Source organism: Alteromonas sp. W12 (assembly GCF_001924945.1).
Classification (GTDB): Bacteria; Pseudomonadota; Gammaproteobacteria; order Enterobacterales; family Alteromonadaceae; genus Alteromonas; species Alteromonas macleodii.
In genome coordinates this window covers 12095-35894 of sequence record NZ_LQXH01000007.1, presented here as the reverse complement: position 1 = coordinate 35894, position 23800 = coordinate 12095, and the positions used below count along the sequence as shown (strand labels likewise).

Annotated in this window: 15 protein-coding genes; 9 read left to right on the top strand and 6 right to left on the bottom strand. The window is 44.4% G+C overall.

What is annotated here, in order from left to right; genetic code table 11:
• Complete coding sequence (locus AWH61_RS07835) at positions 1–513, bottom strand: minor curlin subunit CsgB (protein WP_014950702.1); 513 nt, start codon at positions 511–513, stop codon at positions 1–3.
• Positions 514–993: 480 nt separating this feature from the next.
• On the opposite strand from AWH61_RS07835, the gene AWH61_RS07830 reads away from it, so the two are divergent.
• From AWH61_RS07830 to AWH61_RS07815, 4 genes are all read left to right on the top strand, one after another.
• Complete coding sequence (locus tag AWH61_RS07830; protein ID WP_014950703.1) at positions 994–3513, top strand: S8 family serine peptidase; 2520 nt, start codon at positions 994–996, stop codon at positions 3511–3513.
• Positions 3514–3721: 208 nt separating this feature from the next.
• A complete protein-coding gene (locus tag AWH61_RS07825; RefSeq protein ID WP_014977387.1) occupies positions 3722–4378 on the top strand; it encodes a response regulator transcription factor in 657 nt (218 codons plus the stop codon).
• A complete protein-coding gene (locus AWH61_RS07820; protein WP_075176724.1) occupies positions 4378–5943 on the top strand; it encodes an ATP-binding protein in 1566 nt (521 codons plus the stop codon). Before AWH61_RS07825 ends, AWH61_RS07820 begins: the two co-directional genes overlap by 1 nt.
• Positions 5944–6026: 83 nt before the next feature.
• Positions 6027–6845, top strand: a complete 819-nt coding sequence (locus AWH61_RS07815; protein ID WP_075176723.1) for a thioredoxin family protein — start codon at positions 6027–6029, stop codon at positions 6843–6845.
• Positions 6846–7008: 163 nt separating this feature from the next.
• On the opposite strand, the gene AWH61_RS07810 is transcribed toward AWH61_RS07815, so the two are convergent.
• Positions 7009–8460: a DEAD/DEAH box helicase gene (locus AWH61_RS07810; RefSeq protein WP_075176722.1), complete on the bottom strand. Its 1452-nt coding sequence runs from the start codon at positions 8458–8460 to the stop codon at positions 7009–7011.
• A gap of 722 nt (positions 8461–9182) precedes the next feature.
• Here AWH61_RS07810 and AWH61_RS07805 point away from each other — a divergent pair.
• Positions 9183–10508, top strand: coding sequence for a mechanosensitive ion channel family protein (locus AWH61_RS07805; RefSeq protein WP_075176721.1), 1326 nt, complete (start codon positions 9183–9185; stop codon positions 10506–10508).
• Positions 10509–10556: 48 nt separating this feature from the next.
• Here the strand turns inward: AWH61_RS07805 and AWH61_RS07800 are convergent, their stop codons facing one another.
• Both AWH61_RS07800 and katG read right to left on the bottom strand, forming a co-directional pair.
• Positions 10557–11042: a hypothetical protein gene (locus tag AWH61_RS07800; RefSeq protein ID WP_014949481.1), complete on the bottom strand. Its 486-nt coding sequence runs from the start codon at positions 11040–11042 to the stop codon at positions 10557–10559.
• A 211-nt stretch (positions 11043–11253) separates the two neighbouring features.
• The gene (gene katG, locus AWH61_RS07795) at positions 11254–13554 is read right to left on the bottom strand and encodes a catalase/peroxidase HPI (RefSeq protein ID WP_075176720.1); all 2301 of its coding nucleotides are present in this window, start codon (positions 13552–13554) and stop codon (positions 11254–11256) included.
• 514 nt (positions 13555–14068) lie between these two features.
• On the opposite strand from katG, the gene AWH61_RS07790 reads away from it, so the two are divergent.
• Positions 14069–14665, top strand: a complete 597-nt coding sequence (locus tag AWH61_RS07790) for a porin family protein (protein WP_014949483.1) — start codon at positions 14069–14071, stop codon at positions 14663–14665.
• Between the two features lie 84 nt (positions 14666–14749).
• On the opposite strand, the gene AWH61_RS07785 is transcribed toward AWH61_RS07790, so the two are convergent.
• A complete protein-coding gene (locus AWH61_RS07785) occupies positions 14750–16492 on the bottom strand; it encodes a PAS domain S-box protein (protein WP_075176719.1) in 1743 nt (580 codons plus the stop codon).
• 253 nt (positions 16493–16745) lie between these two features.
• On the opposite strand from AWH61_RS07785, the gene AWH61_RS07780 reads away from it, so the two are divergent.
• Positions 16746–18962 (top strand): VTT domain-containing protein, encoded by a 2217-nt coding sequence (locus AWH61_RS07780; protein WP_014977396.1) that lies wholly within the window; start codon positions 16746–16748, stop codon positions 18960–18962.
• On the top strand, positions 18950–19660 hold the full coding sequence (locus AWH61_RS07775) for an endonuclease/exonuclease/phosphatase family protein (protein ID WP_075176718.1): 711 nt from the start codon (positions 18950–18952) through the stop codon (positions 19658–19660). Before AWH61_RS07780 ends, AWH61_RS07775 begins: the two co-directional genes overlap by 13 nt.
• An 80-nt stretch (positions 19661–19740) precedes the next feature.
• Here the strand turns inward: AWH61_RS07775 and AWH61_RS07770 are convergent, their stop codons facing one another.
• On the bottom strand, positions 19741–20721 hold the full coding sequence (locus AWH61_RS07770) for a LysR family transcriptional regulator (RefSeq protein WP_014977398.1): 981 nt from the start codon (positions 20719–20721) through the stop codon (positions 19741–19743).
• Positions 20722–21122: 401 nt separating this feature from the next.
• Here AWH61_RS07770 and AWH61_RS07765 point away from each other — a divergent pair, with 401 nt between their 5' ends.
• The gene (locus AWH61_RS07765; protein ID WP_075176717.1) at positions 21123–23771 is read left to right on the top strand and encodes a TonB-dependent receptor plug domain-containing protein; all 2649 of its coding nucleotides are present in this window, start codon (positions 21123–21125) and stop codon (positions 23769–23771) included.
• The last annotated feature ends 29 nt before the right edge of the window (positions 23772–23800 follow it).

Below are 23800 nucleotides of genomic sequence, written 5' to 3'. Positions count from 1 at the left end.
TCATTCTTGATATTGTGTGATGTTAATCACCATTTCGTTCCCTATCTGGTAAACAGTAAAAGACTGTTCACCCAATTGATTAACATTGGCTACATTGTCGAACCCATCTTGAATAATCTCGAAATAGTTATTGTTGTTTTGCTGCAGTAAATTAACCACGTTCCCCTCACCCAGCTGTGTGATCAGAGCTTCGTTATTACTGCCGTTTTGAACAACATTCGATAGGTTGGCGCCGTTGCCGCTTTGGATAATGTTAGTTATGTTATTTAGCCCAAACTGACTAACAGCGATGAAGACCGTTTCATCGTCTATCGTTATAGCTTGAGCATTCAGACTCATTGAAAGAGAAGATTCCACCATGTCTGAGCTTGTTGATAAGTCGGACTGTTGAGCATAAGCAGGAAGATTTACGGCTAGAAGACTGCACCCGGTAATGGCTGCCAACGCAACGGCTCTACATGCCTTAGCGTTATTAGCAAATTGGCTCTTTTTAACCTTTAACTTCTTGTCCATGAGAACGACTGCTTCCTTGATTAACAACAAAGGTGACCCCTCTATAACACTCCTTAAGACGGCGAGAATCCATCACCAATAAGTTGTATTTATTACAGGTCAAATACAGTTAGCACACGTTAAATCAGCAAGTTATTTATAATGGGTAATACCATAGTGCTAGATTTGACAAAAATTCACGCACCGAGTAATTATTGGTAAGACCACCTAGTTTTTGTAGGGTCTTTTAACGGGTATTGCTACAGCTCGCCCCTAAGACATAGAGATCTGAACTACCTGTCAAAAATCATAGTAATTAAGTACCACTTTGGGCTTCTCTTCTCACTTTTTCCTAGTGGTTAAGTAGTATTTTTGAGCAAATTTTACTGTTAGGGGTGGCAGGTTTTTAAATTTGCGTTATAAGTTTTAACCGTTAGTTATATCAGACCGAACGAGAAGGTTCTGTGATTAAAGCATTATTGCTAATTATGGAATCTAATTATGAAAACAAAGCCTTTTAAAACAGGCCTTTCAGCACTGTCATTAGCCCTTTTACCGCTAATGGTATCTAGTCATGCACACGCCGCAAAAGCCGAAATTTTCGACGATAGCGTTATCGTTGTGTACAAAGAAAATGTAAGCAAAGCGGAAAAGATGCGCGCTCGCTCTTCGGTAGGTGCACGAATTAGTGACGCAAACCGTGATGAGGTAGATGATCGCTTCTCTAACCTTTTAAATGGTCGCATTGCCAAACTGGAACTTCGTGGCAAGTCTGTAAAAGACGCCATAGAAATCTTAAAGAAAAATCCTGCGGTTAAAATCGCCGAGCCAAACTTCTTGTACCGCAAAGCTCTGGTACCTAACGATCCTTCTTATGGTGACCTATGGGGTTTGAATAACACCGGTCAAGCCGGCGGTACTGCAGATGTGGATATTGACGCGCCAGAAGCATGGGATATTACAACCGGTGATAGCGATGTGGTCATCGGCGTTATCGATACGGGTGTTGACTACAATCATGAAGACCTTGCAGATAACGCATGGGTTAACCCAGGTGAAATTGCTGGAAACGGTATTGATGATGACGGCAACGGTTATATTGACGATGTTTACGGTATCGATGCCTTTAACGGCGATTCTGATCCTATGGACGACGATTCTCACGGTACGCATGTGGCCGGGACAATTGGCGCTGTGGGCGGAAACGGAATTGGCGTGGTCGGTGTAAACCATGACGTGTCAATCGCTGCATGTAAATTCTTAGGTCCTGACGGCGGTTCAACCGCTGGCGCTATTGAATGTATCGATTACTTCACCGACCTTAAAGAGAACCGCGGCATCAATATTAAAGCTACCAACAACAGCTGGGGTGGCGGCGGCTATAGTGAAGCGCTAGAAACTGCTATTGAAGAAGCTGGCCAAGCGGGTATTTTGTTTGTTGCTGCGGCAGGTAACTCTGGTTCAAACAACGACAACGTAGATAACTACCCGTCTAACTATGTCACTACAACAAACAGTCTGCTTGCAGTTGCTAGCCACACTCGTACTGACGGAGACAGCGGCTACTCTTACGGTATTGAAACTGTAGACATCGCGGCGCCAGGTACAGCTATCCTATCTACAGTCCCAGGTAACGGCTATGCGGCATACTCAGGCACATCAATGGCAACGCCACATGTTGCGGGTGCAGCAGCACTTGTGTGGTCACTAAACCCAGAACTTACGCCATCTGAAATGAAAGAGCTGTTAATGTCTACAGGTGAAACTAGCCTATGGGCTGATGGTCGCACCGTATCTGGTAACCGCCTAAATGTACTTAACGCACTTGAAGAAGCTGATCCAACTCCAGGTTTTAAACTGGGCATTACACCTGGTTCAGCTGAAATTGAAGCGGGTGAAACCTACACCTTCACTATTGAAGTTGGTTCAATTGCTGGCTACGAAGAAGAAGTACAGCTATCGCTTGCAGAGCCAAGTGATATCGCGTCTTTAAGTGCAAGCTCGGCAATGCCTGGCGATACGGTAACACTGACCGTAGAGACATCTGAAGATACGCCTTGGGGTCCATACAGCTTTACGGTGAACGGTGTAAGCGGTGATATTGAGAAATCTAAATCAGCGAATCTTTATGTTTACCCTCAAGGGCTAAACGAATTCCCTTACGCGTATTCTGGTGATGCTGTACCTACGTTACCGAATGAAGAAGATCCAGACGATGTCGGCGTGGACCTAGTGATTAACGTTCCTGACGACTTAACCGTATTCGGTATGCAGGCGTCGGTAAATATCACACACACCTATAGCGGAGATCTCGTACTATCACTGACCTCTCCTCAGGGTACGACCACCGTTCTTCGTCAGAATCAAGGTGGCGCTACAGATGATATCGTTGAGAGCTATAACTCTGATGCCTTTAACGGCGAAGTAGCAACAGGCGATTGGACCTTGAACGTGCTTGATACGTTCAACGGTGACAACGGCACTGTTAACACATGGAGCCTTGTGGTGACCGGTATTGGTGAAGTAGGCCCAACACCGCCTAACTCTGCGTTTACCTATGACGCTTCAGGATTATCAGTAAGCTTTACTAATAACAGTAACGACGTTAATGACGACATTGTCAGCTATAGCTGGGACTTTGGCGATGGCTCTACTTCAACGGAAGAGAACCCAACGCATGTTTACGCGAGCACTGGCGCCTATGACGTAACCCTTACGGTTACCGACTCTGAAGGCCAAACTGGCGTATCAACAGAAACCGTATCAGTTTCAGATAGCAACATTGTTGCAGAAATTGACCGCGCTATGCTGTCTCGATTCGGTTCGTTACGCGTAGATTTATCATATAGTGGCTCGATGGCCGATACTGTAATGATTTATCGCAACGGTGAGCTACTTGAAGAAGTAAGCAACACTGGACGTTATCGCGACAGAAGCAGAGGCGTTCAACCTGGTGAGTATACTTATATGGTTTGTGATGAAACCTCTGCATGCTCTGCACCAGTGTCTGTAAACCTTTAATGTAGTTTGCGTATCGCTGACGCGCTCTTCGTGACAGTTGGCGAATGATACGCTGAACAGTTAAGAGTTAAGCAATTGCCGGCCAAGGATAGGCCGGCTTTTTTTATTCTGAGAATTAAAGAGAGCACCAATCTAAGCCATCGGCTTATTCACTATAAGCCAAATACAACGTACACTTGATGCATTAAGAAATAATAAGCATTTTTTCATGCACATACTCATTATTGACGATCACGAAATTGTAAGGGATGGCATTAAAACACTCATCGAGCAAGAGTATGGCTGGCATGTTTCTTACGCAGTAAGCTCTCTGGATGCTCTTCCCTCCTTCGCTACGTTAGACGATATTGACGTTGCCATTCTAGATATCTCATTAGCACAGGAAAGTGGTTTCGACACGCTGATAAAAATCAAGAAAGACGCGCCGTTTATAAAGTGCTTAATGCTGAGCATGTATGATCATGTTGGCTATATTAGTAAAGCGCTTGAACTCGGCGCCGATGGCTACGTTACAAAGAATGCCGCCACTAAAGAATTGATGGACGCGTTGGAGTCTCTAGAAAAGGACGAGAATTATCTAAGCACAGATATTAGTAAAAAGTTAGCTTTCGGTGATAAACAGCTAACCTCTATCCTTACTGAAAGGGAAAAGGAAATTTTCTTACTGTTAGCAAAAGGATTCCAGCCAAAACAGATTGCTTACTACATAGATACTGCCCCGAAAACAGTGATGGTTCACAGAACTAATATTTACAAGAAACTCAATGTAACCTCCCAATTTGGTTTACTTAGAATTGCTTTAGAAACTGGGTACCTCGACGTTTCTGACGTTATCTACGACGATACGCTAGTCAAAGCAAATTGATGAATCTAACGCGGTATTTCAACGTTACCTATTTACTAATGGGATTAGGTTATACCGCGCTATTTCACGGCGTGTGGTTGTTCAGCACCCAATTCGAAATTATTTCAGGTACGGTGAGCTGGTATTTGCCTGCTGGAGTTCGCCTGGCGGCGTTTTTACTACTGCCAATTTACAGCTGGCCACTGCTACTCATCGCAGAAAAATCAACCCACTTCATTTTATTTCACCCCGGTGGCATTCTCGACAACACGGCGTTTTTAAGTGGAACCATAGGTTGGTACTTAGTCCATTTAGTGCTGTCACCTGCGGTAATTTGCACCTGCGTTTATTTATTCAGACGTCGCTTTAGCGCACCCTATATAGACAATGTTTTCAGCACCCTTGCCACGTTGGCTTTTGGTATTCTTATAAGTGTTGCTCTTGGGGCGGTATTTTTGGGCAGAAGGGCTATTGAACTGCAAACAGGCATAGAGGTTTTTCTTTCTATTTTGTTTGATTTTTCATTGGGTGACTTTGTAGGAATTGTTGTTCTTTGTCCTTTTCTTTTCGCATTATATAAACGGCCATCTATCCCTAAGAGTCATTTAGTACTGTACCTTACAACAATCGCTTGGCTGGTTTTGCTGATGCTGAGCAGCTATGCCTACTCCCAACAAATTAACATCAGCTATCAAGTTAAGTATCTAGCGGTTTTCCCCGCGCTCTTTTTATCGTATCGCTATGCCATAGTTGGCAGTGCGTTTTCGTGTTTACTCATAGGTATTACTGCGTTCGTGGTGGCAAGCCAGAGCGCACTTCCTCCCATTGAGCATCAGTTTTACATCTTAGCATCATGTACAAGTTGCCTCATTTTAGGTGCTTCAATTAACCAATCTACCTTGCTGAATATGAAGCTTGCGAAGAAAAACGAGGATCTTGAAGTATCGGTGCAAAGCGCTCAAGCACTGGCCAGTCAATTAGTGGTAGTGCAAGAAGATGAACGAAAGCGCTTATCGCGGGATTTACACGACGACTTTGGTCACCGCATAGTCGATTTGAAACTTCAACTGTCGCTAGATAGCAGAGAAAGCGACAACGACATGATGCTCAATAAGATAGATGCTCTATACCACGCAATGAAGAAAAGCTTAGGAGGATTACGTCCGTCCGGTATTGATACACTTCCCATTGAAAGCGTGATCCAACGTTCAGAGATCATTACCACGCTCAAGCGCGCAAACATAGACTATTCGTTTAACGTTAGCGGCACGCCAGTACCGTTCGATTCAGACCAGAAAATACATATCTATCGCATTGTGCAGGAAGCGGTGACAAACAGTATAAAATATGCCAATGCGACGTCGCTCAGTATTGATATCAACTATGCGCAACACAGTGCCGTGTTTATCGTTACTGACGACGGCGGCGGCATCCCTGAGCATTTTGCCCACTTAGCAAACGCTGAACCCACACTCGGCCTGCTGTCGATGAGAGAACGCGCAAAGTTGATAAATGGTGAGTTTGATATTTCCCAGAACAAACCAACAGGCACCCGAGTTTGCCTGACTTTGCCCTACAGTGCTTAAGTTACTCTACTGCGTTTTAGGTGCGTCGCTGCATCCTTTTTATGCTACATTGCTGTTGATTTAACTACTATTTTGATAACCGTATGCAAAAAAATTTCATTACTCGCCGAGCCCGTTTTTTTAGACAGTGCCTGAACATTGCTGTCCTAATTGCCACTTTCACCACGTTAAATGGCTGTGTAAGTACTCAAAATGAAAGTCCTTACACTTACGCTCCGTCTGCATCACCCTATCAAGATGTGGTCAATGCACAGCAGCGAGCTGTGGAACAAAGCAAATTACTTTTGGTTGTTCTGGGTGCTCAGTGGTGCCACGACAGTACTGGCTTAGCTGAGCGTTTTGCGACAAAGGAAATGGACCTTATTCTACGCGCTCATTATGAAACCGTATTTGTTGATGTGGGAACACTTGAAGACAGAAGAAATATAACCGAGCGATTTGACTACCCCATTTATTACGCCACACCAACAGTAATGGTGGTTGAACCTAAAACCAGCGCATTGTTAAACAGAACGTCAATGGATATATGGGGGCGCGCTGACAGCATTCCCTTATCGGAGTACATTCAGTATTTCTCTCGCTTTCCTGCAATGACAACTGCGCAAAAAGCCCCGTTTATTAACTGGGAAGCGACAGATGAAGAAGAAGCTTACAATAAAGAGCAAGCACTCAGATTACAAAGCGCTTATGACAAACTCGGTCCGCTACTTGCGCTAGATTTACAAGGTAATACCCCACAAGGGCTTAACGAGCTATGGAAAGAGACCAAAGGGTTTCGCACTGAACTGCAACAAACGCTGATAAAGCGCGCCGAGCTTACGTTAGATTCTGAGAATGGCAACGGAGTCAACACCACGCCAGCATTGCGACACTACAATCCGTTTTCGTGGGAACATAATTAATTACCCACTCAGCGAGATTTAAGATGTTCGTAATCGCGGCGTGTTATCGCAGGTATAGAGGTTCTACATCAAGGTGACGCAACAAAGAGTACGGACATTAAAAAGGGCCTTTCCAACGGCCCTTTTTTAATAAACTCGGTATTATGAAGCGCAGTTCAACTGTTTACGCTTTTGCCCTGTTTGATGCCGTATTATTAGTGGTGCTATTTGACGGATTACTTCTGCGCTTAGCTGGTCGTTTAGCGGCACTTCCTTCACTTCCTGAGCGTCTTCGACCTGCAGGCTTTCCACCGCTATTGTTGCGCGAATCCGGTTTACCTGCGCGCGGATTACCATTTCCGCTACGGTTGCCTTGACGTTGACCCGACTTTTTATTCTCGCCACTTCGTTTACCTTCGCTGCCGCTCTCACCTTGTGGAGCTTTCGACTTTTTCGGCTTCTTGGGCTTTTTAGGCTTAGAAAGCGTGGTAACAGGCACGGCTTGCTGAGGCTCGAAACCTTCCAACGTTTCACGAGGAAGCAGCTTTTGAATCAGTGTCTCAATATCTTTCAGGTTTTGCAGTTCTTCAGCACATACAAATGACCAAGCCTGTCCACTAGCGCCTGCGCGCCCTGTACGACCAATTCGGTGAACATAATCAGCAGCCGTATTGGGTAAGTCTAGGTTTACAACGATAGGCAATTCACTAATGTCGATGCCGCGTGCTGCGATATCGGTAGCTACCAGCACTTTAATTGCGCCATTTTTAAAGTCAGCAAGCGCTTTAGTTCTCGCTCCTTGGCTTTTATTACCGTGAATCGCGGCACTTGGAATTTTTGACCGAGTTAGCTTTTCTGCAATACGGTTTGCGCCGTGTTTCGTGCGGCTAAATACTAACACCTGCTCCCACTTCTGCTGTTTGATCAGACAAATAAGCGCGGTCGTCTTTTTAGATTTATCAATGGTCACTAAGTGCTGCTGAACCGCTTCTACCGTGGTATTGGCTGGCGCGGTTGAAATACTCACAGGGTTGCGCGTTATTGTTTTCGCCAGCGCAGTGATTTCATCAGAAAACGTGGCTGAAAACAGTAAGCTTTGGCGCTCTTGTGGCAATAGCTTTAATACTCTCTTAATGTCGTGAATAAAGCCCATATCAAGCATTCTGTCGGCTTCATCCAATACCAACACTTCAAGCTGAGAAAACTTAACAGCGTTTTGCTGGTAGAGGTCAAGCAATCGTCCAGGCGTAGCAATTAACACATCCACACCTTTACGCAGCTTCATCATTTGAGGATTAATCCCTACACCACCAAATACCACGGCAGTTTTTAACGGCAAAAACTCGCTGAACGCTCTGATGCTCTCTTCTACCTGAGCAGCAAGTTCTCGCGTGGGTGTCAAGATAAGTGCCCGAACATTGTTGCCAGATACAGGTTGTCCTTCCATCAATCTCTGTAAAATAGGAAGTCCAAATCCTGCAGTTTTCCCTGTTCCCGTTTGCGCAGCTGCCAACACATCCTTTCCTTGCAATACTTCTGGTATTGCTTTTTCCTGGATTGGTGATGGTGTACTAAATCCTCGTTTTTCAATAGCTTTTAACAAGGGTTCAGCGAGCCCTAATTGGGTAAATGACATTAATAAACTCCTGTCATAGGTATTTATAAAAAATTGCATACCGCAAAGGTATAAGCGTTAGTGCTTTATTGCTAACCGTGGGGGTTATAGATTACTGGGAAAACCTAAAGAGATACGCCATTGCCAACTTGGCTTATTGGTGTTTGACATCAAGAAAAGAACGTAGGTGTTTACTCTTACAAATTGCGCGCGGAGTCTACCACTAAAAGCCGAAAGCCACCAGCGCATTTTTTGTTCAAAATCTAGTTAAGCATTCCTGACGTTTCACTTAATAAGTTCCGATTTACATAGCTTAAGAGCATGGGAAGTTTTATCGGCTTTTCGCACTAAGAGAATGGTCTTATACAGTAACGTCTTCCCTCATTTTTAGGAGAGATATTGTTATATTTATATTTTTATCAAAACGATAAATATCTATTTAGTACGAATTTTGCGACCTAGAAACGTAAACTTTTCAAGTAACAGAGTTTAATTATATTTATCAATACCTTAAGACATTTCGCTTTTAAAAGTGTGCGTTAAAAAAACAATTTAAACAGGGCTCTTCTACGTAAAAACACCTCAAAATCTTTGAAATTAAAGACAACTTGATAGCCAATTTCTGTTGGATAGATAAAAAAAGCTTTACCATATTTGTTATAACAGATAAAAAGCGCGCAGTTATTCCACGCTCAAATTACATCCACGCTGCTGCAGTGTGGTAAACAAGTGAAGTAGAAAACATGAATGTTGATAGTTTAACCCAGCACTTTGAGGAAAAGTTGGCTTTAGTCAAAGCATCGGTGATGTCTGATAGCTTTGTTATCCAGCTTACAACAATCGCAATTATTTATTGCGTTGCGTTTTTGCTTGCACGACAAGTAAAAAAGCCATTTAAGTTTACCCGAGAAAAGCCACAGCAAGGCGCACATACTATGCACGGCTTTTTATACAATCTGGGTGAGGCACTATTCCCGCTTATCACCATCAGTATGCTAAAGCTTACTACCGTGTTGGGGGCGCAATTTCAGTTTGATGCATGGCTATTGGAAATAGCCGTTGTTGTAGCACTAATGCTGTTTGTTAATTCCTTGATTACTGGTTTTGTCGAAAACAACACCATTGCAGCGTTTATGCGATGGGTAGGTTTACCTATCCTATTTTTACACTTAGTTGGCGTGCTTCCGCTGATAACTTCAGCATTGGAGTCAATGGCAATATCAGTCGGCAATGTTGAAATTTCAGCGTATGGCGTAACAAGAGTGCTATTGTTTGGTGGCTTGCTGTTCTGGCTAGGCCGCAGCTCGAACGCCATTGGGCAAGATATTATTCGAAACCATAAGTCGCTCGACGTTTCTACCAAAGAAGTGTTCGCAAAGCTGTTTGAAGTTGCCCTGTTCTGTGTGGTCTTTCTTTTATTGCTTAACGTCATGGGAATTAACCTTACCGCATTAGCCGTGTTTGGTGGTGCAGTAGGTGTGGGTTTAGGCTTAGGTCTGCAGTCCATCGCATCAAACTTCATTTCGGGCATCATTATTCTATTGGATAAATCGTTGACCGTAGGCGATTACGTTGAATTGGAAGACGGGCAGAAAGGTATCGTCAGAGAATTTAAAATGCGCTATGCCGTATTAGAGACATATGACGGTAAAGATGTACTGGTGCCTAACGAAAAGTTTATCAGCTCCTTGCTAATAAACTGGACACACAAAAACCAAAAACAACGTTACCGCATCGACTTTTCTGTCGCCTATAAAACTGACATCCGCGCGATGGTAGAGATTATTAAAGAGGCGGTATCGGAACATCCGCAGGTGATCAGTGGCGATGATGTTCCATTTGAAGAGCTGCCTGACTGTGAAATAGATAGCTTTGGCGACTCTGGCGTTAACATGTTCGTTGAGTTTTGGATGGAAGGTGTGGACGATGGTAAAAACCGCGTGGGTGGCGATTTGCTGCTTACTGTGTTTGAAACATTACGCGAGCACAACATTGAAATACCGTTCCCTCAACGCGAAGTAAGAGTTATCAACGAACAAGGCATTGGTATTCGAAATACCACACCGTAGCTAAACTCGCTCATGAAATGAGCGCTTTCGGTCATACCTTCGCGCTGGCTAAAACCTAGCGCGAAGTGTATCCCATTGCCACTCTTGGGCAGACAGACCTAACGTCTGGACAAACTTTGCATAGTCTTCTTTGCCCATCGCTGACGCTACGGTTTTTAATTGAGATTTGGCTTTTATTGCTTTTACCTGCAGTAACTCCAATCGCTTATCGGCACTTGAATCGAAGTTTTCACTGATGATTGCATTCGCTTTATTGGTCGCTTCCCACGCTGTAATAACATAGCCCACCAGCTTTATGTAAACACCTACCATACGCTTTCGTTCAAATATGTTCTCAAACAGTGAGCCAGATAACGACTTTTGGAAACTGGCCTCTGTTTCTAAGGCAACAAATTGCTCGGCGTTCTTTAGCTCATTCAACACATTGTGTAAAAGCTTAATGTGGGCGTGCGTATTAAGTGCGTCGACGTGAAGTGCATTAATATCGTCGCTTAGCATTTCTAAATTGACCAACGTTCGTTGAAGACTAGCCATTGTGGTAATTGTCTATAGAAGCGAAAAATAAAGGTTCAGTGTATCGAATTAAAGGTGGGTTTGCGATGGTCTCGCGGGCGTTTTAATCACATTAAGAATTCATAACACAACTTATAGAAATCAATTAAAAAGGGCGCGGAAGCGCCCTTTTAGATTTATGTCTATTGAGAATTAGTTGTTAAGCTAATTCGCGATAGCAGTTATACCGCATCTATTTACCCAAGCTGGCGTTTAGATCGTGACGTAAATCGAAACGGTCTAGCGTCATCACTTTGGTCCAAGCGTCGACGAAGTCTTTAACAAAACGGCTTTTCGCATTGTCGTAGGCATAAACTTCGGCCACTGCACGCAGCTCACTGTTTGATCCAAAGACCAGGTCTACAGGCGTACCTGTATACATAACTTCACCAGTAGTTCTGTTTACACCTTCATATACAGACGGGTTATCTGTTTTTCTCCACTTAACGCCCATATCAAGAAGCGTTACGAAGAAATCGTTGTTAAGCGTGCCTACTTTGTCAGTAAATACACCGTGGCTAGTGCCATCTGTATTTGCTCCCAATGAACGCAGACCACCAAGCAAAACAGTCATTTCTGGTACCGTTAGATTAAGCTGATCGGCTTTGTCTACCAGCATGTCGGTTGGCGAACGATAGCTAGCTTCTGCGTTGTAATAGTTTCTAAACGCATCGGCTGTTGGCTCTAACAATGAAAACGAATTAACGTCTGTTTGCTCTTGGGTAGCATCAGTTCTACCAGGAACCACTGGCACAGTAACCTTGACGCCAGCATCTGCCGCTGCTTTTTCAATTGCTGCCGCGCCGCCAATCACAATGAGGTCAGCAAGAGACACTTTCTTCTTAGAAAACATGCGTGAATTGTAGTCTTCTTGCATCTCTTTAAGCTTAGAAACAACGGCTTGAACGGTTTCAGGCTCATTGGCTTCCCAATTCATTTGCGGTTCAAGGGCAATACGAGCACCATTCGCTCCACCGCGTAAATCAGATGCTCGGAAGCTAGACGCTGCCGCCCATGCTGTTTTCACAAGTTGCTGAACGGTTAAACCACTGTCTAAGATGTCAGCTTTAAGTTTCTTAACGTCTTTATCAGAGATCGCTTTATAGTCAGCTTTAGGCACTGGATCTTGCCAGATGAAGTTCTCTTCTGGGATATCGTTACCCAAGTAACGTGCCTTAGGACCCATATCGCGGTGAGTTAGCTTGAACCACGCTTTGGCAAACGCCGTTTGATACTCTTTAGGATCCGCTAAGAAGCGCTCGGCAATTTTTCGATACTCTGGATCATACTTAAGCGCCAAGTCAGCTGTAGTCATCACAGGAGGATTTTTCTTACCTTCTACATGCGCATCTGGTACTGATTTATGAAGCGATTCATCGGTAGGGACCCACTGGATAGCGCCGGCAGGACTGCGAGTTTGCTTCCACTCAAAGCCCAATAAGTTTTGGAGATATAGGCTCGTCCATTTAGTAGGTAGCTGTGTCCAAGCACCTTCCAAACCGCTCGTTACTGTGTCTTCTGCATTGCCTTTACCGCAATTGTTCTTCCAACCTAGTCCCTGCTCTTCTAGGCCTGCACCACCTGGCTCAGCTTCTAAACAATCAGCAGGCTTGTGTGCGCCGTGCATTTTTCCAAATGTATGACCACCCGCTATTAGCGCAACGGTCTCTTCATCATTCATCGCCATACGGCCGAATGCAGTGCGAATATTTTTCGCAGATCCCATCGGATCAGGCACACCTTTAGGGCCTTCAGGGTTAACATAGATCAAGCCCATGTGCGTTGCCCCCAACGGACGCTGAAGCTTACCGTCGCGCTCTTCACGATCGCTCGCAAGCATTTCCACTTCTGGGCCCCAATAAACCATGTCAGGTTCCCAGTCGTCGGTACGACCACCCGCAAATCCATAGGTGTCAAAGCCCATGTTTTCCATGCCTACGGTACCCGCAAGGATCATTAAGTCGCCCCAAGATAAACTTTCACCGTACTTTTGCTTAATAGGCCAAAGCAAGCGACGCGCTTTATCAAGATTTCCGTTGTCTGGCCAGCTGTTCAGCGGATCAAAACGCATTTGACCACCGTCACCACCGCCACGACCATCTAGCGTACGATAGGTACCTGCACTGTGCCATGAAAGTCGAATGAAGAAAGGACCATAATTTCCGAAGTCGGCCGGCCACCAATCTTGAGAAGTAGTGAGTAGCTCATTAACATCTTTTTTTACTTGGTCGAGATCTAGCTTAGCGAATGCCTTTGCATAACTGAAATCATCACCTAGTGGGTTTGAGCGATTATCGTGATCTCTTAACGGAGAGAGATCGAGCTGATCAGGCCACCAAAATTGATTATTTTTCGCTTGAAAAGCTTTAGCAGTGCCCGTGCCTTTAGCACCAGCAGGCTTACTAATTTGATCGTTGGCAATAGCCCCTGTTGCACCAAGCGATAGGGCAACAAGTACTGATACTGTGGTTTTTTTAAACCTGTTTATAGTCATGGTCTTTTCCCGTCTGAGTTTGTTGTAGTTACCAAAGCGTGAGTGCGAATCACACCACTAATTTGTTAACATTTTGTTTACCTCATAAGCAGTTAAAAGATAGACAGGCTTAGAGAATATTTACAGTTGATAAAATGAATTCAACTGATTAGAAAATCCAATCAATGAAAAGTTTATTAATTTCAATATGTTAAGAACCCAGTTCACTTTATGACGTAATCGACTGTCGCTCAGTAGAACTATGTAATGCGGAAAATGAGCTGGATCTGTGAATCTCTTTCAGAGATTGGGAAATTTTTTCGCTTCTTGAAGAGTGAAACTTTTCCATACTTTCTATAAGCGGCTAAATAACCAACTAAAAAGTGCCGGTTTATGTAAAGTTTTCATCTAATTGAAATACCTTCTGCAATTTCTACCATGGCACAGCAATTGATACAGAGATGATGCAATTAAAGACGCATTAACTTCAGATAAGAAGTCGATGGAATGTTAAAGAAGTAATGAGGATGAACTTATGAAAAACACACTTAAGACACTTACCGGACTTGCAGCTGTTGCCTCTATCAGTGCTATGGCTTCATTCGGTGCGCATGCTCAATCAAATCAAATTGAAGCAAAAGACAGTGGTTTTTATGTAGGTGGTAATTACGGTTACCTACGCGTTGAAGGTGAAGATGACTTTGACGATGACAAAGATGTTTGGCAAGGCCTTGTTGGATATAAATTCAATGAGTGGATTGCAATTGAAGGTGGTTACATCGATTTTGGTGATTACGGTAACGACCTTGCAGGTGCTGAAACAGACGGCTACACAGCGGCGATCAAGGGTATTCTTCCATTAACAGAGCGTTTTTCTCTCTACGCGAAAGCAGGTCAACTTTGGTCAGAAACCGAGTATAACTTTGCTGGCGTTTCACGTGATAACGATGACGAAAGCTTGTTTGTAGGCGCAGGTCTAAGCTACGCGATTACTAGTAACTTTTTAGTAAACGCCGAGTACACTGTTTATGATACAGAGCTTGATGCAGACGAAGCGTTTGATGACATTGACGACACCGATTTTGAAACCGATCTTAAGCAAGCCAGTATTGGTGTTGAGTATCGTTTCTAAGACATTGGTTGCCTCACGTTTAGCAACGTGACTTAATGAGAATGCTAAAGCCTTGGCAACACAGCCAAGGCTTTTTACTTTTTGCTACCCATCTATTTTCTGGATGAGCTGCGCCAGTTCCTCAATTTTTGACACTGTCGTTTTAACTAAGTTGTCAATTTCATTGGATGAGGACTGGGAGTTACCTGCTAACGTTCGTACTTCATCAGCCACAACCGCAAACCCTCTTCCCATTTCACCTGCTCGTGCCGCTTCTATCGCTGCATTTAGCGCTAGCAAATTAGTTTGCTCAGAAATAGAATTAATTGTGCCCACTATATTACTTATAGTCTGGCTGGTAACCAGTAGCTCTTTCATAGAATCTTGAGTATCGTTCACCGCTTGTTTTCTAGAGGTGATATTAACGGCAAAAAAGACATAACGTGTTACTTGCCCGTTGAAGTTCTTAAGTGCGCTGATTCTCGCGTCAAAGGCAAGATAACGCCCAGCCACTTGAAACTCAGTAATTTTTGAAACAAAACCAGCGCTCTCTAGAGTAGACTTGTCCTCTGCAGAAAGACTATTCATTACCTCATTTGCAAATGATTCAGAGCTCATTACCCCGTTCAATGTGTCGCGTAGTAGTTTGTTTGCCTCAACGACTTCACCATTAGGCTTCATTTCAAGAAGAACAAGTGCACTGCCTATAGCTTTTAATTTGTTAGTAAAATCTAAAGCCATTTGCTTAACACGAGTAATATCAGCCTGAACCGCGATAAAGTTAACGAGTTTTTCTTCTTTGAAAACGGGGTTTATTGATAGTGAAGTCCAGTAAGGTGTACCGTCCTTTCTATAGTTAAGAATTTCATCATAAAATGCTTCGCGGTTTTTAATTTTTTGTCGTATCACATCCACAGTACGTTGATCGGTTTCCTCACCTTGTAAAAATGATCCAGGTTTCTTGCCTTTTACTTCGTCCAGCTCCCACCCCGTCAACCGGTAAAACCCGTTATTAACGTACTCTATGAGACCATCTGCATCAGATATAATGACGGCATTGTCTGTTTCGTTGGCAACCAGCGAAAGCATACGTTGTAACTCTCGCTGCTCTACTTCTTCTGTTACATCTTTAATAAATGCTGTGTAGAGGGTTCGGTCAGCCAGCCTTACTTTAGACAAAGACAGCCTGCCCCACAGGCTTTTACCGTCTTTCCGCTCCACTTTAACTTCGCGGCTGGTTCCGACAATTTTGTCTTGGCCTGTTTCTCTATTTGCGTTGACATAGTTATCGTGGTTCGCTTGAATCGCCTGAGGCACTAACATCTTCACATTTTGGCCAATTACTTCATCTCTTGTGTATCCCCATAGCTTCTCAGCGGATGCGTTGAACAAGGTTACGTTGTTGTTTTCATCGATACACACCACAGCATCTAACGCTTGCTCTAATGTTTGCTCCACTATTTCGCGAGACTCTCGCTCTTCTGTAACGTCTCGAACGAAAGCGGTGTAGTGCTTCTTTCCTGCAACAATAACCTGAGATAAAGCAAGCTGAACCCAAATTCGCTCCCCACTTTTTGTTTCTAATTCGACTTCTCGCGAGCTGCCAACGATTTTATTAACATTTGTTTGTCGATGAGAATTAACGTAATTGTCGTGATTTGCTTTGTGTTCGTGGGGAACCAATAGTTTGATATTTTTGCCTAGTACCTCGTTTGGCGTATAGCCCCATAACTTTTGAGCGGCATCGTTGTAAAACGTAATGTTGTTTTTTTCATCTATGGTAACTACAGCCAAGATTGATTGAGCAAGCGCCTGTTTCGCCGCATTTTCCTTTGAAAAAAACTTCATTTATCTAGACCTTCTCATTAAATTTTTTAAGTTATATAGAAGATCTTTCCCTGTTTTTCCAACTGTGAATATTAAACTCGTTTCACAGTGAAAATATTACACATTACGAGCTGATACATCTTACACACGAGCTCAAAAACTCTAATTATCGATAAAAATCATTTACTTATATTTATCGTTCTTTCGTTTTATAGAGGTACAAATTCTGCAACAGAATACAAATAGTGAAAAATGAATAAATAGGAAACGTCACATGCAATCAGGAAAGAGTGTATTTCAACCCGGTCAAAACTGTTGGGTAGAGAGCAAGGCTCGCTTTTCTACACCTTTGATAGATTGCGGAAACTATTATAAAGCCTTGCACAGCTCTATCGTTAAAGCTAAGCACAGTATCTTCATTGTTGGATGGGATATAGATAGCCGCATTCGCTTGCTGCGAGGCGACGACGAAGCGAACAGTGAAGCGCCGAGCGTAATAAGTGATTTACTTAAGTGGAAAGCTGAGCAAAATCCTGACATTAAAATTTACCTGCTACGTTGGGACTCATCGCTAGCCTTTTTCGCGCAGCGCGAAATGTGGGCAAAGGAAGTGTGGGAAGAAAAAACTCCAGACAATGTGCAAACCGAGCTCGATGACACGATTCCGATGGGCGGAAGTCAGCACCAAAAAATTGTGGTTATCGATGATGAACTCGTATTCTCAGGTGGAATGGATGTATCCACTAACCGCTGGGATACCCGTGACCATCCCGTAGTTTCAGAAGAGCGTGATGGGCCTGATGGGGAGTATGGTCCTCTTCATGATGTGCAAATGGTATCAAGTGGACCCGTAGTAGCCGACTTTTCAAAATTAGTTCGATGGAGGTGGCAGCGTGTTGCTGACTCTTCACCTATTGATATCCGCGAGGACGCGCGCATTGATGAAAATGCCCCGTTGCCTGATGCTTGGCCACAAGATTATCCTCCCCTTTTTGAAGACGTAGAGTGTGCACTTGCCAGAACAATTCCATTTATGGATGAGGTCGAGCCTGCTCAAGAGGTACGTCATATGCTGCTTGATCTTATCGGTGAAGCAGAGTCTGTAATCTACATTGAGAATCAGTTCACAACGCGTCAGGAGATCGCTGAAGCGCTAAATAAGCAGCTCAAACTGAAACCTAATCTTTCGGTCATTATCGTAAGTTCCTACGAGCCAAAAGGTAAGTTTGAGTGCGAAGCATTTTGGGCAAGCCGCATAGAATTCAAGGAAATTTTAGAAAAAGGGATTGACCCTAAGCGAGTAAAACTGACTTATTCTTCAATTGAAGACATGCAAGGCCGCAAGGCATACAAGCGCATACACTCCAAAGTGATGACCATTGATAACAAATACCTTGTTATCGGGTCATCAAACTTGAGTAATCGCTCAATGACGCTAGACACCGAAATCGACACGGTGTTGTTTGGTAACACCAAAGACAATCAGGCGTGTATTGAGCAAGTGAGAAACGACTTACTCGCAGAGCACACGGGACGCGATATTGATGCAATGCCAGCGTTATTCAACAATGAATATCCGGTTGAAGCATTAATGCAGGATCAGATAGCACACGGCTACGTACTTACCGAAGTTCGTGATGAGGTGTTTACCGAACAATCCGTTAAGAATGTGTTCAGAGCGTTATCTGACCCTGAAGAACCCCTTATTTCGGTGCCAACCTTTGATGGAGCTGCTATGCCTGCACGTAACCCAAGACGTCGCAGTATTATGATTTTGATCGGTCTTGCCATCATTGCTGTTCTTGGCGGGCTTATGTTTTGGGCTAGCCAGTCCATACCATGGTTAAGTTCCGACAGCATTAACGCCTTTCTAGAGAAAAGTCGTGGTACGTACTTTGCTCTGCCTACCGTGTTGCTGGTCTATGTGGTCGGCGGCGTTTTATTCTTCCCGGTCACTGTACTGTCACTTGCTGTGGCTGCTATTTTTGGCCCTATATGGGGGCCCATCTACGGCATCATGGGAGCACTAATGAGCTCTGCAATCATGTTTGGAATAGGCAAGCTATCAGGCAACGCGGGGCTTAGAAAAATTGGTGGTCCAAAGGTAGCTGCCGTTGATGAAAAACTAAAGCGTAGCGGTATCGTTGGCGTCGCGGCCATTCGAATGTTGCCTGTAGCGCCCTTTAGTTTGGTGAATTTGGTAGCGGGTATCTCATCTATTGGCATTTTCCAGTTTTTAGTGGGGACATTTTTAGGCATGTTCCCGCCCATGATTGCGAAAGGGCTTGTGGGTGATTCGATAGCACAAATTTGGCAGAACCCTTCTGTGGAAACCATTAGCTATTTAGTTGGCGGTATCGTTTTATGGGGCCTTATGATTTGGGGCTCGCAAAAATTTGCACGCTACTACCAAGCTCGGAAGGAGTCGGGGAATCAAGATACTGCCAGTGATAATAGTGACAAAGATGAGGTAGAGAAATGTGCCGCATAGTGACCTACAACATTCACAGCGGAATAGGTAGAGACAAAAAGCACGATTACAAACGTATAGGGCAATTCTTGGCAAACAGTGGCGCCGACGTGGTGCTGCTGCAAGAAATGGATACTCGTCCCTCTGAGCGAAGTACAGCACAGGACGTTAAAGATATCTGCGCTGAAAACACGTTTAAGCTCATTCCATCACCAGCCATTAGGGAATCTGATGGCTGGTATGGCAACGCCATCCTAACTCGCTTTGACGTATTAGCGCACGATACACTGGATGTCAGCCAAAACGGGCGACAGCCTAGAAATGTTCAGATTGTAGAGCTCAAGACAGAGAAGACCCCCCTTACGGTAGTGAATACCCATAAGGGGCTTAAGAAGCTAGAACGTCGCTCACAGTTTTCTTTGCTTCATGAGCACCTTTCTTTGAAGATGAAAGAGAAGCAAATCCCTCTAGTTCTAGCCGGTGATTTCAACGAGTGGCAGTTTTTCTCAAAAGCGTTTAAAGCACTTAACGAATTGCTATTACAGCAAAAAGTGGGGGCAACATTTCCAAGCCACTTTCCTGTATTTGCACTTGATAGAGTATGGGTGTCTGACGACATCAAGGTAAAAGCGTGCAGAAAATTAAAAAATGCGAAAACTCGAATCTTGTCAGATCATTTACCTGTGCTTGTTGATATTGAACTGCCCCAGAACTACTAACCCAGTGATCTTTTGCACTTAACGGGTTGCGTTATTCTCGTCGTACGCGAGATTTAGCATTATCTTGTGTTGGCATAGTGCTATGCAGGTTGCGCTATAAACGATGAAGCGGCAAATTCTAACGTACCGCACCAGTGTTTCAGTGCGTTTTCTTGAGCCACTACTTTTCTGAGAATATCAATGATCGGACTGCTATCTAGTAGCGTCTTGGCACTTTTGTTTGTCGCAGCGAGTACAGTACGCTGCATTTCTGGCTGTGTTATTTTCAGTGATGAAACTAGGCCAGACTCCTTTAAATGAAAAATAGCTGATGTAGGAAGGATCATCACGCCTTCTCCCTGCATAACTTGCCTAAGGCCAGTCATGAGTTGTCCAGAATAGGCCAAATCGTGCTGCAAACTAACGCCCGTTGCTTTTTCATAGTCAGCAATTAGTTGACCCAATGCATCTTTGTTACCCGGTGATAGCAAAGGTAATTCACTGATTTCCCAAAAACGGATCGTCGTTCTGTCTCGAAGCTTGGCGTATTGTTCACACGATGAGGAAGCAGAAAAAACCAAATGAAGATCTTCTTGAATTAGCGGTGTGACTCGCATGAATTTAGGGTCGACAGCTTGCTGATAAGTAAGCGCAACATCCACCTGCTTTGACTCAAGCCAATCATTAATGGTGTAAGACGGTCCAGTGCTGATTTCGACTTTGAGCCCTTTATGGTTCGCCGTTATCTCCGTGAGCAGCGGTAAAGAAAGCACATTGCCGATTGATGGTAGCATGCCTATTTTTACTACCTTCTTTTGTCCAGTTTGAAAGGCTTCCAATGCGGCCTTAACGTTGTCTATTTCGGTTAGCAGCTTTAATGCATGTTTATAAAAAACTTCGCCCGCCGATGTTAGGTTTACTCCCGAAAAACTTCTTTCAAGCAGCGTCGCTTTCATCTCTCTTTCTAAACTTGCCAACTGCTGACTAATGGCGGGTTGAGCGATATCCAATGCTCTCGCTGCCGCAGCAATACTACCCTTACGCACAGTCATAACAAAATAATGCAGCTGTTTTGAATGCACTTGCCCTCCTTACAAAGGTGGTGAGTTCTAGAACGGGAACGGTTTAATGAAGACGGCAGCAACGAATATGCCATTCCATTAAGTTATATGAAGCAAAATTGTAAAAATGGGCTAAAAGCAGTGGGGCATGAAAATCTTGTCTTCCCCCATACTTAAGTCTAATAGCATTAAATTAGCGCCCTGTGAGACAGCTCAATATTTTTCTTATACCCCTGAATAATCTTCTTTCTTCCTGCAAAGCCAAAGAGTTTTTAGCCTTGTTCTTGTACACGAGTGGCTAGACAACAATAACAAGATGCTTCTCGCATCAAAGTAGTGCTCGTGCGTGCCTAAAAAGAGTGCAGATTTTAATAATCCACACCCACAAAACTAAGTAGCAATAAGCACGATTGGGAACACAAATGAAACAGAAAAAGCTCCACACTGCAGTACGTTACGCACTTACCGGATTAACACTTTTCACTACTTCATTGCTTGTACAGGCGCAAGAAGTGACTGAAGAAACCACAGAAGCCAAAGACCTAGAACGCATTGCCGTTGTTGGTGCCCGCGGTGCACCGCGTTCAGTGACCAGCTCTCCTGTACCGGTTGATGTACTCACCGCCGAAGACGTTGAAGCCGTTGCGTTTACCGATATGAACAATGTCCTTATGACACTCGTTCCCTCTTATTCCGTAGGCCGTCAACCCATTTCCGACGGCGGAACGTTTATCCGTCCAGCAACGCTTCGAGGTATGCCCACCGACAAAACGCTTGTTTTGGTTAACTCTAAACGTCGTCACAGGGCCGCACTTGTTTCAATTGGCGGTTCTGGCACACAGGGGCCAGACATAGCAACTATTCCCACCGCAGCAATTCAAAGTGTTGAAGTGTTGCGCGACGGTGCAGCTGCGCAATATGGCTCAGATGCCATTGCAGGTGTTATCAACTTTCAATTAAAAAATAACACCGAAGGCGGCTCGTTCACTGCCGACTACGGCAGCTACTACGAAGGAGATGGCGATCAAATTACCGTTACTGGGAATAAAGGTTTCGCGTTAGGCGACGATGGCTTTTTCAGTATTTCAGCCGAATACTCTGACAGCGAAGCCACCTTTCGTGGTGAGCAATATTGTGAGCCATGGTTTTGTGTGGATGACCAGTCAGATCAATACATCGCTGATGCTACGGCCATGGCCAACAGCGTTCATGGTTCAGACGTAGTCCAACCATGGGGGCAACCAAATACAAGCGGGACGCGTGTTTTCTTTAACGCCGGTTACGCACTATCCAGTGAACTTGAACTCTACGCATTCGGTAACTATTCAGAAAGTGAAGGTGACGGTTCATTCTATTATCGCTATCCAGGCAATGGCACCATTGAAGACATTCGACTTGAGGACGGTTCAATCTGGAACCCGCTAGAGTTCTTCCCTGGTGGCTTCACGCCTCGTTTCTTCGGTGATGTGACTGACTACTCATTTGTTGGTGGTGTTAAGGGCATGTCGGGCGACCTTACTTATGATATCAGTGGCCGTTACGGCAATAATGAAATCTCTTACACACTAGCCAATACCATTAACCCGTCACTGGGTAACGAGTCACCTACTTCATTTAAGCCGGGTGACTTAACCAACGAAGAAACACAGATTCAAGCTGACTTCACCTATGACTTGAACCAGTATGTTCTTGCCTTCGGTGCAAGTTACTTAGACGAGTCATACGAAATATCTGAAGGCGAGCTAAGTTCCTATTTTGCAGGCTCTTACGCCACATCCGACCCTTGGGAGTTTTGTAACGACGACTACACCACTACGGCACTGGGCGCTGCTGTCATTGCAAACGGTTCAACTCTGAATTGTGCCAACTACACCAGTGCTGACAGTAACGACGATGGGGTTGAAGATGATGGATTCGCTGGAGTAGACGCCGTTTATACTGTTGTAGGCGTTGGCTCCAACGGCTTCCCTGGCTATTCACCAGACTATTCGGGCTCATACGAGCGTGACTCATATGCGTTATACACGGATATCTCTGGTGACATTACAGACGAGTTGTTTGCTCAGGCTGCGCTGCGTTATGAAGACTATTCTGACTTTGGCTCAGAAGTAGTATACAAAGTAGCAGGGTTCTATCAGTTTAGTGATGAAGTAGGCTTTAGGTCGTCTTTTGGCACTGGCTTTAGAGCTCCTACTCCAGGTCAGCAAGGAACCACCAACGTATCTACCCGTCTGCCCGATGGCTTCCCAGTAGCAACAGGTCTGTTCCCAGCCGGCGGCGAAGTAGCGCAGGCGCTTGGTGCCAACGAGCTTTCACCCGAAAAATCGACCAACTTTACGCTGGGCATGACTGCGAACTATGGCGATTTAACGCTCACTGTTGATTACTACAACATCAAGCTTGAAGACCGCCTTTACTCTGTGTCTACCCGAGATGTTTCCACCACTGTCGTTACCGATCCTCAAGCAGACGGTTATGACGCCTACCAAAACTATCTAGCCCTAGCAGGTGCCAATGTTTCTGGCGCCGAGTCCATTGGTGGTGTGTTCTTCTTCCAAAATGCTTTCGATACCGTAACCGAGGGCGTGGACGTTGTTGCTACTTACAAGATGGAATCGAAGTATGGCGCAACCGTGCTAACCGGCTCTGTGAATTACAACAAAACAGAGTTCGATTCTGATCCGAGTGAATACTTGAACGCTGAGGATCAGTTCGACTTTGAAAATGGCCGTCCCGAAATGCGTGGTGTCTTCTCAGTTACCCACAGTTACGACGTGTGGTCTGCCGTTGCACGTCTTAGCTATTTTGGCGAATACGAAAATGCGGGAAGCGATGACGGGGTAAACGCCACGAATATTCAAACCTTTGGTGACGAATATATGTTCGATATAGAGGGCTCCTATCTTATTAACGAAAACCTCACCCTGTCAGTGGGGGTAAGAAATCTCTTCGACAATTACCCAGATGTAAGTACTAACGGCGACGCCTGTTGCGGTGAAGTCTATGACTCTGCCTCGGTGGTTGATTGGCAGGGAGGATATTACTACACCCGACTTGCAGCCCGTTTTTAACTGGCTCCTTGCAAACACCGACATAAGTC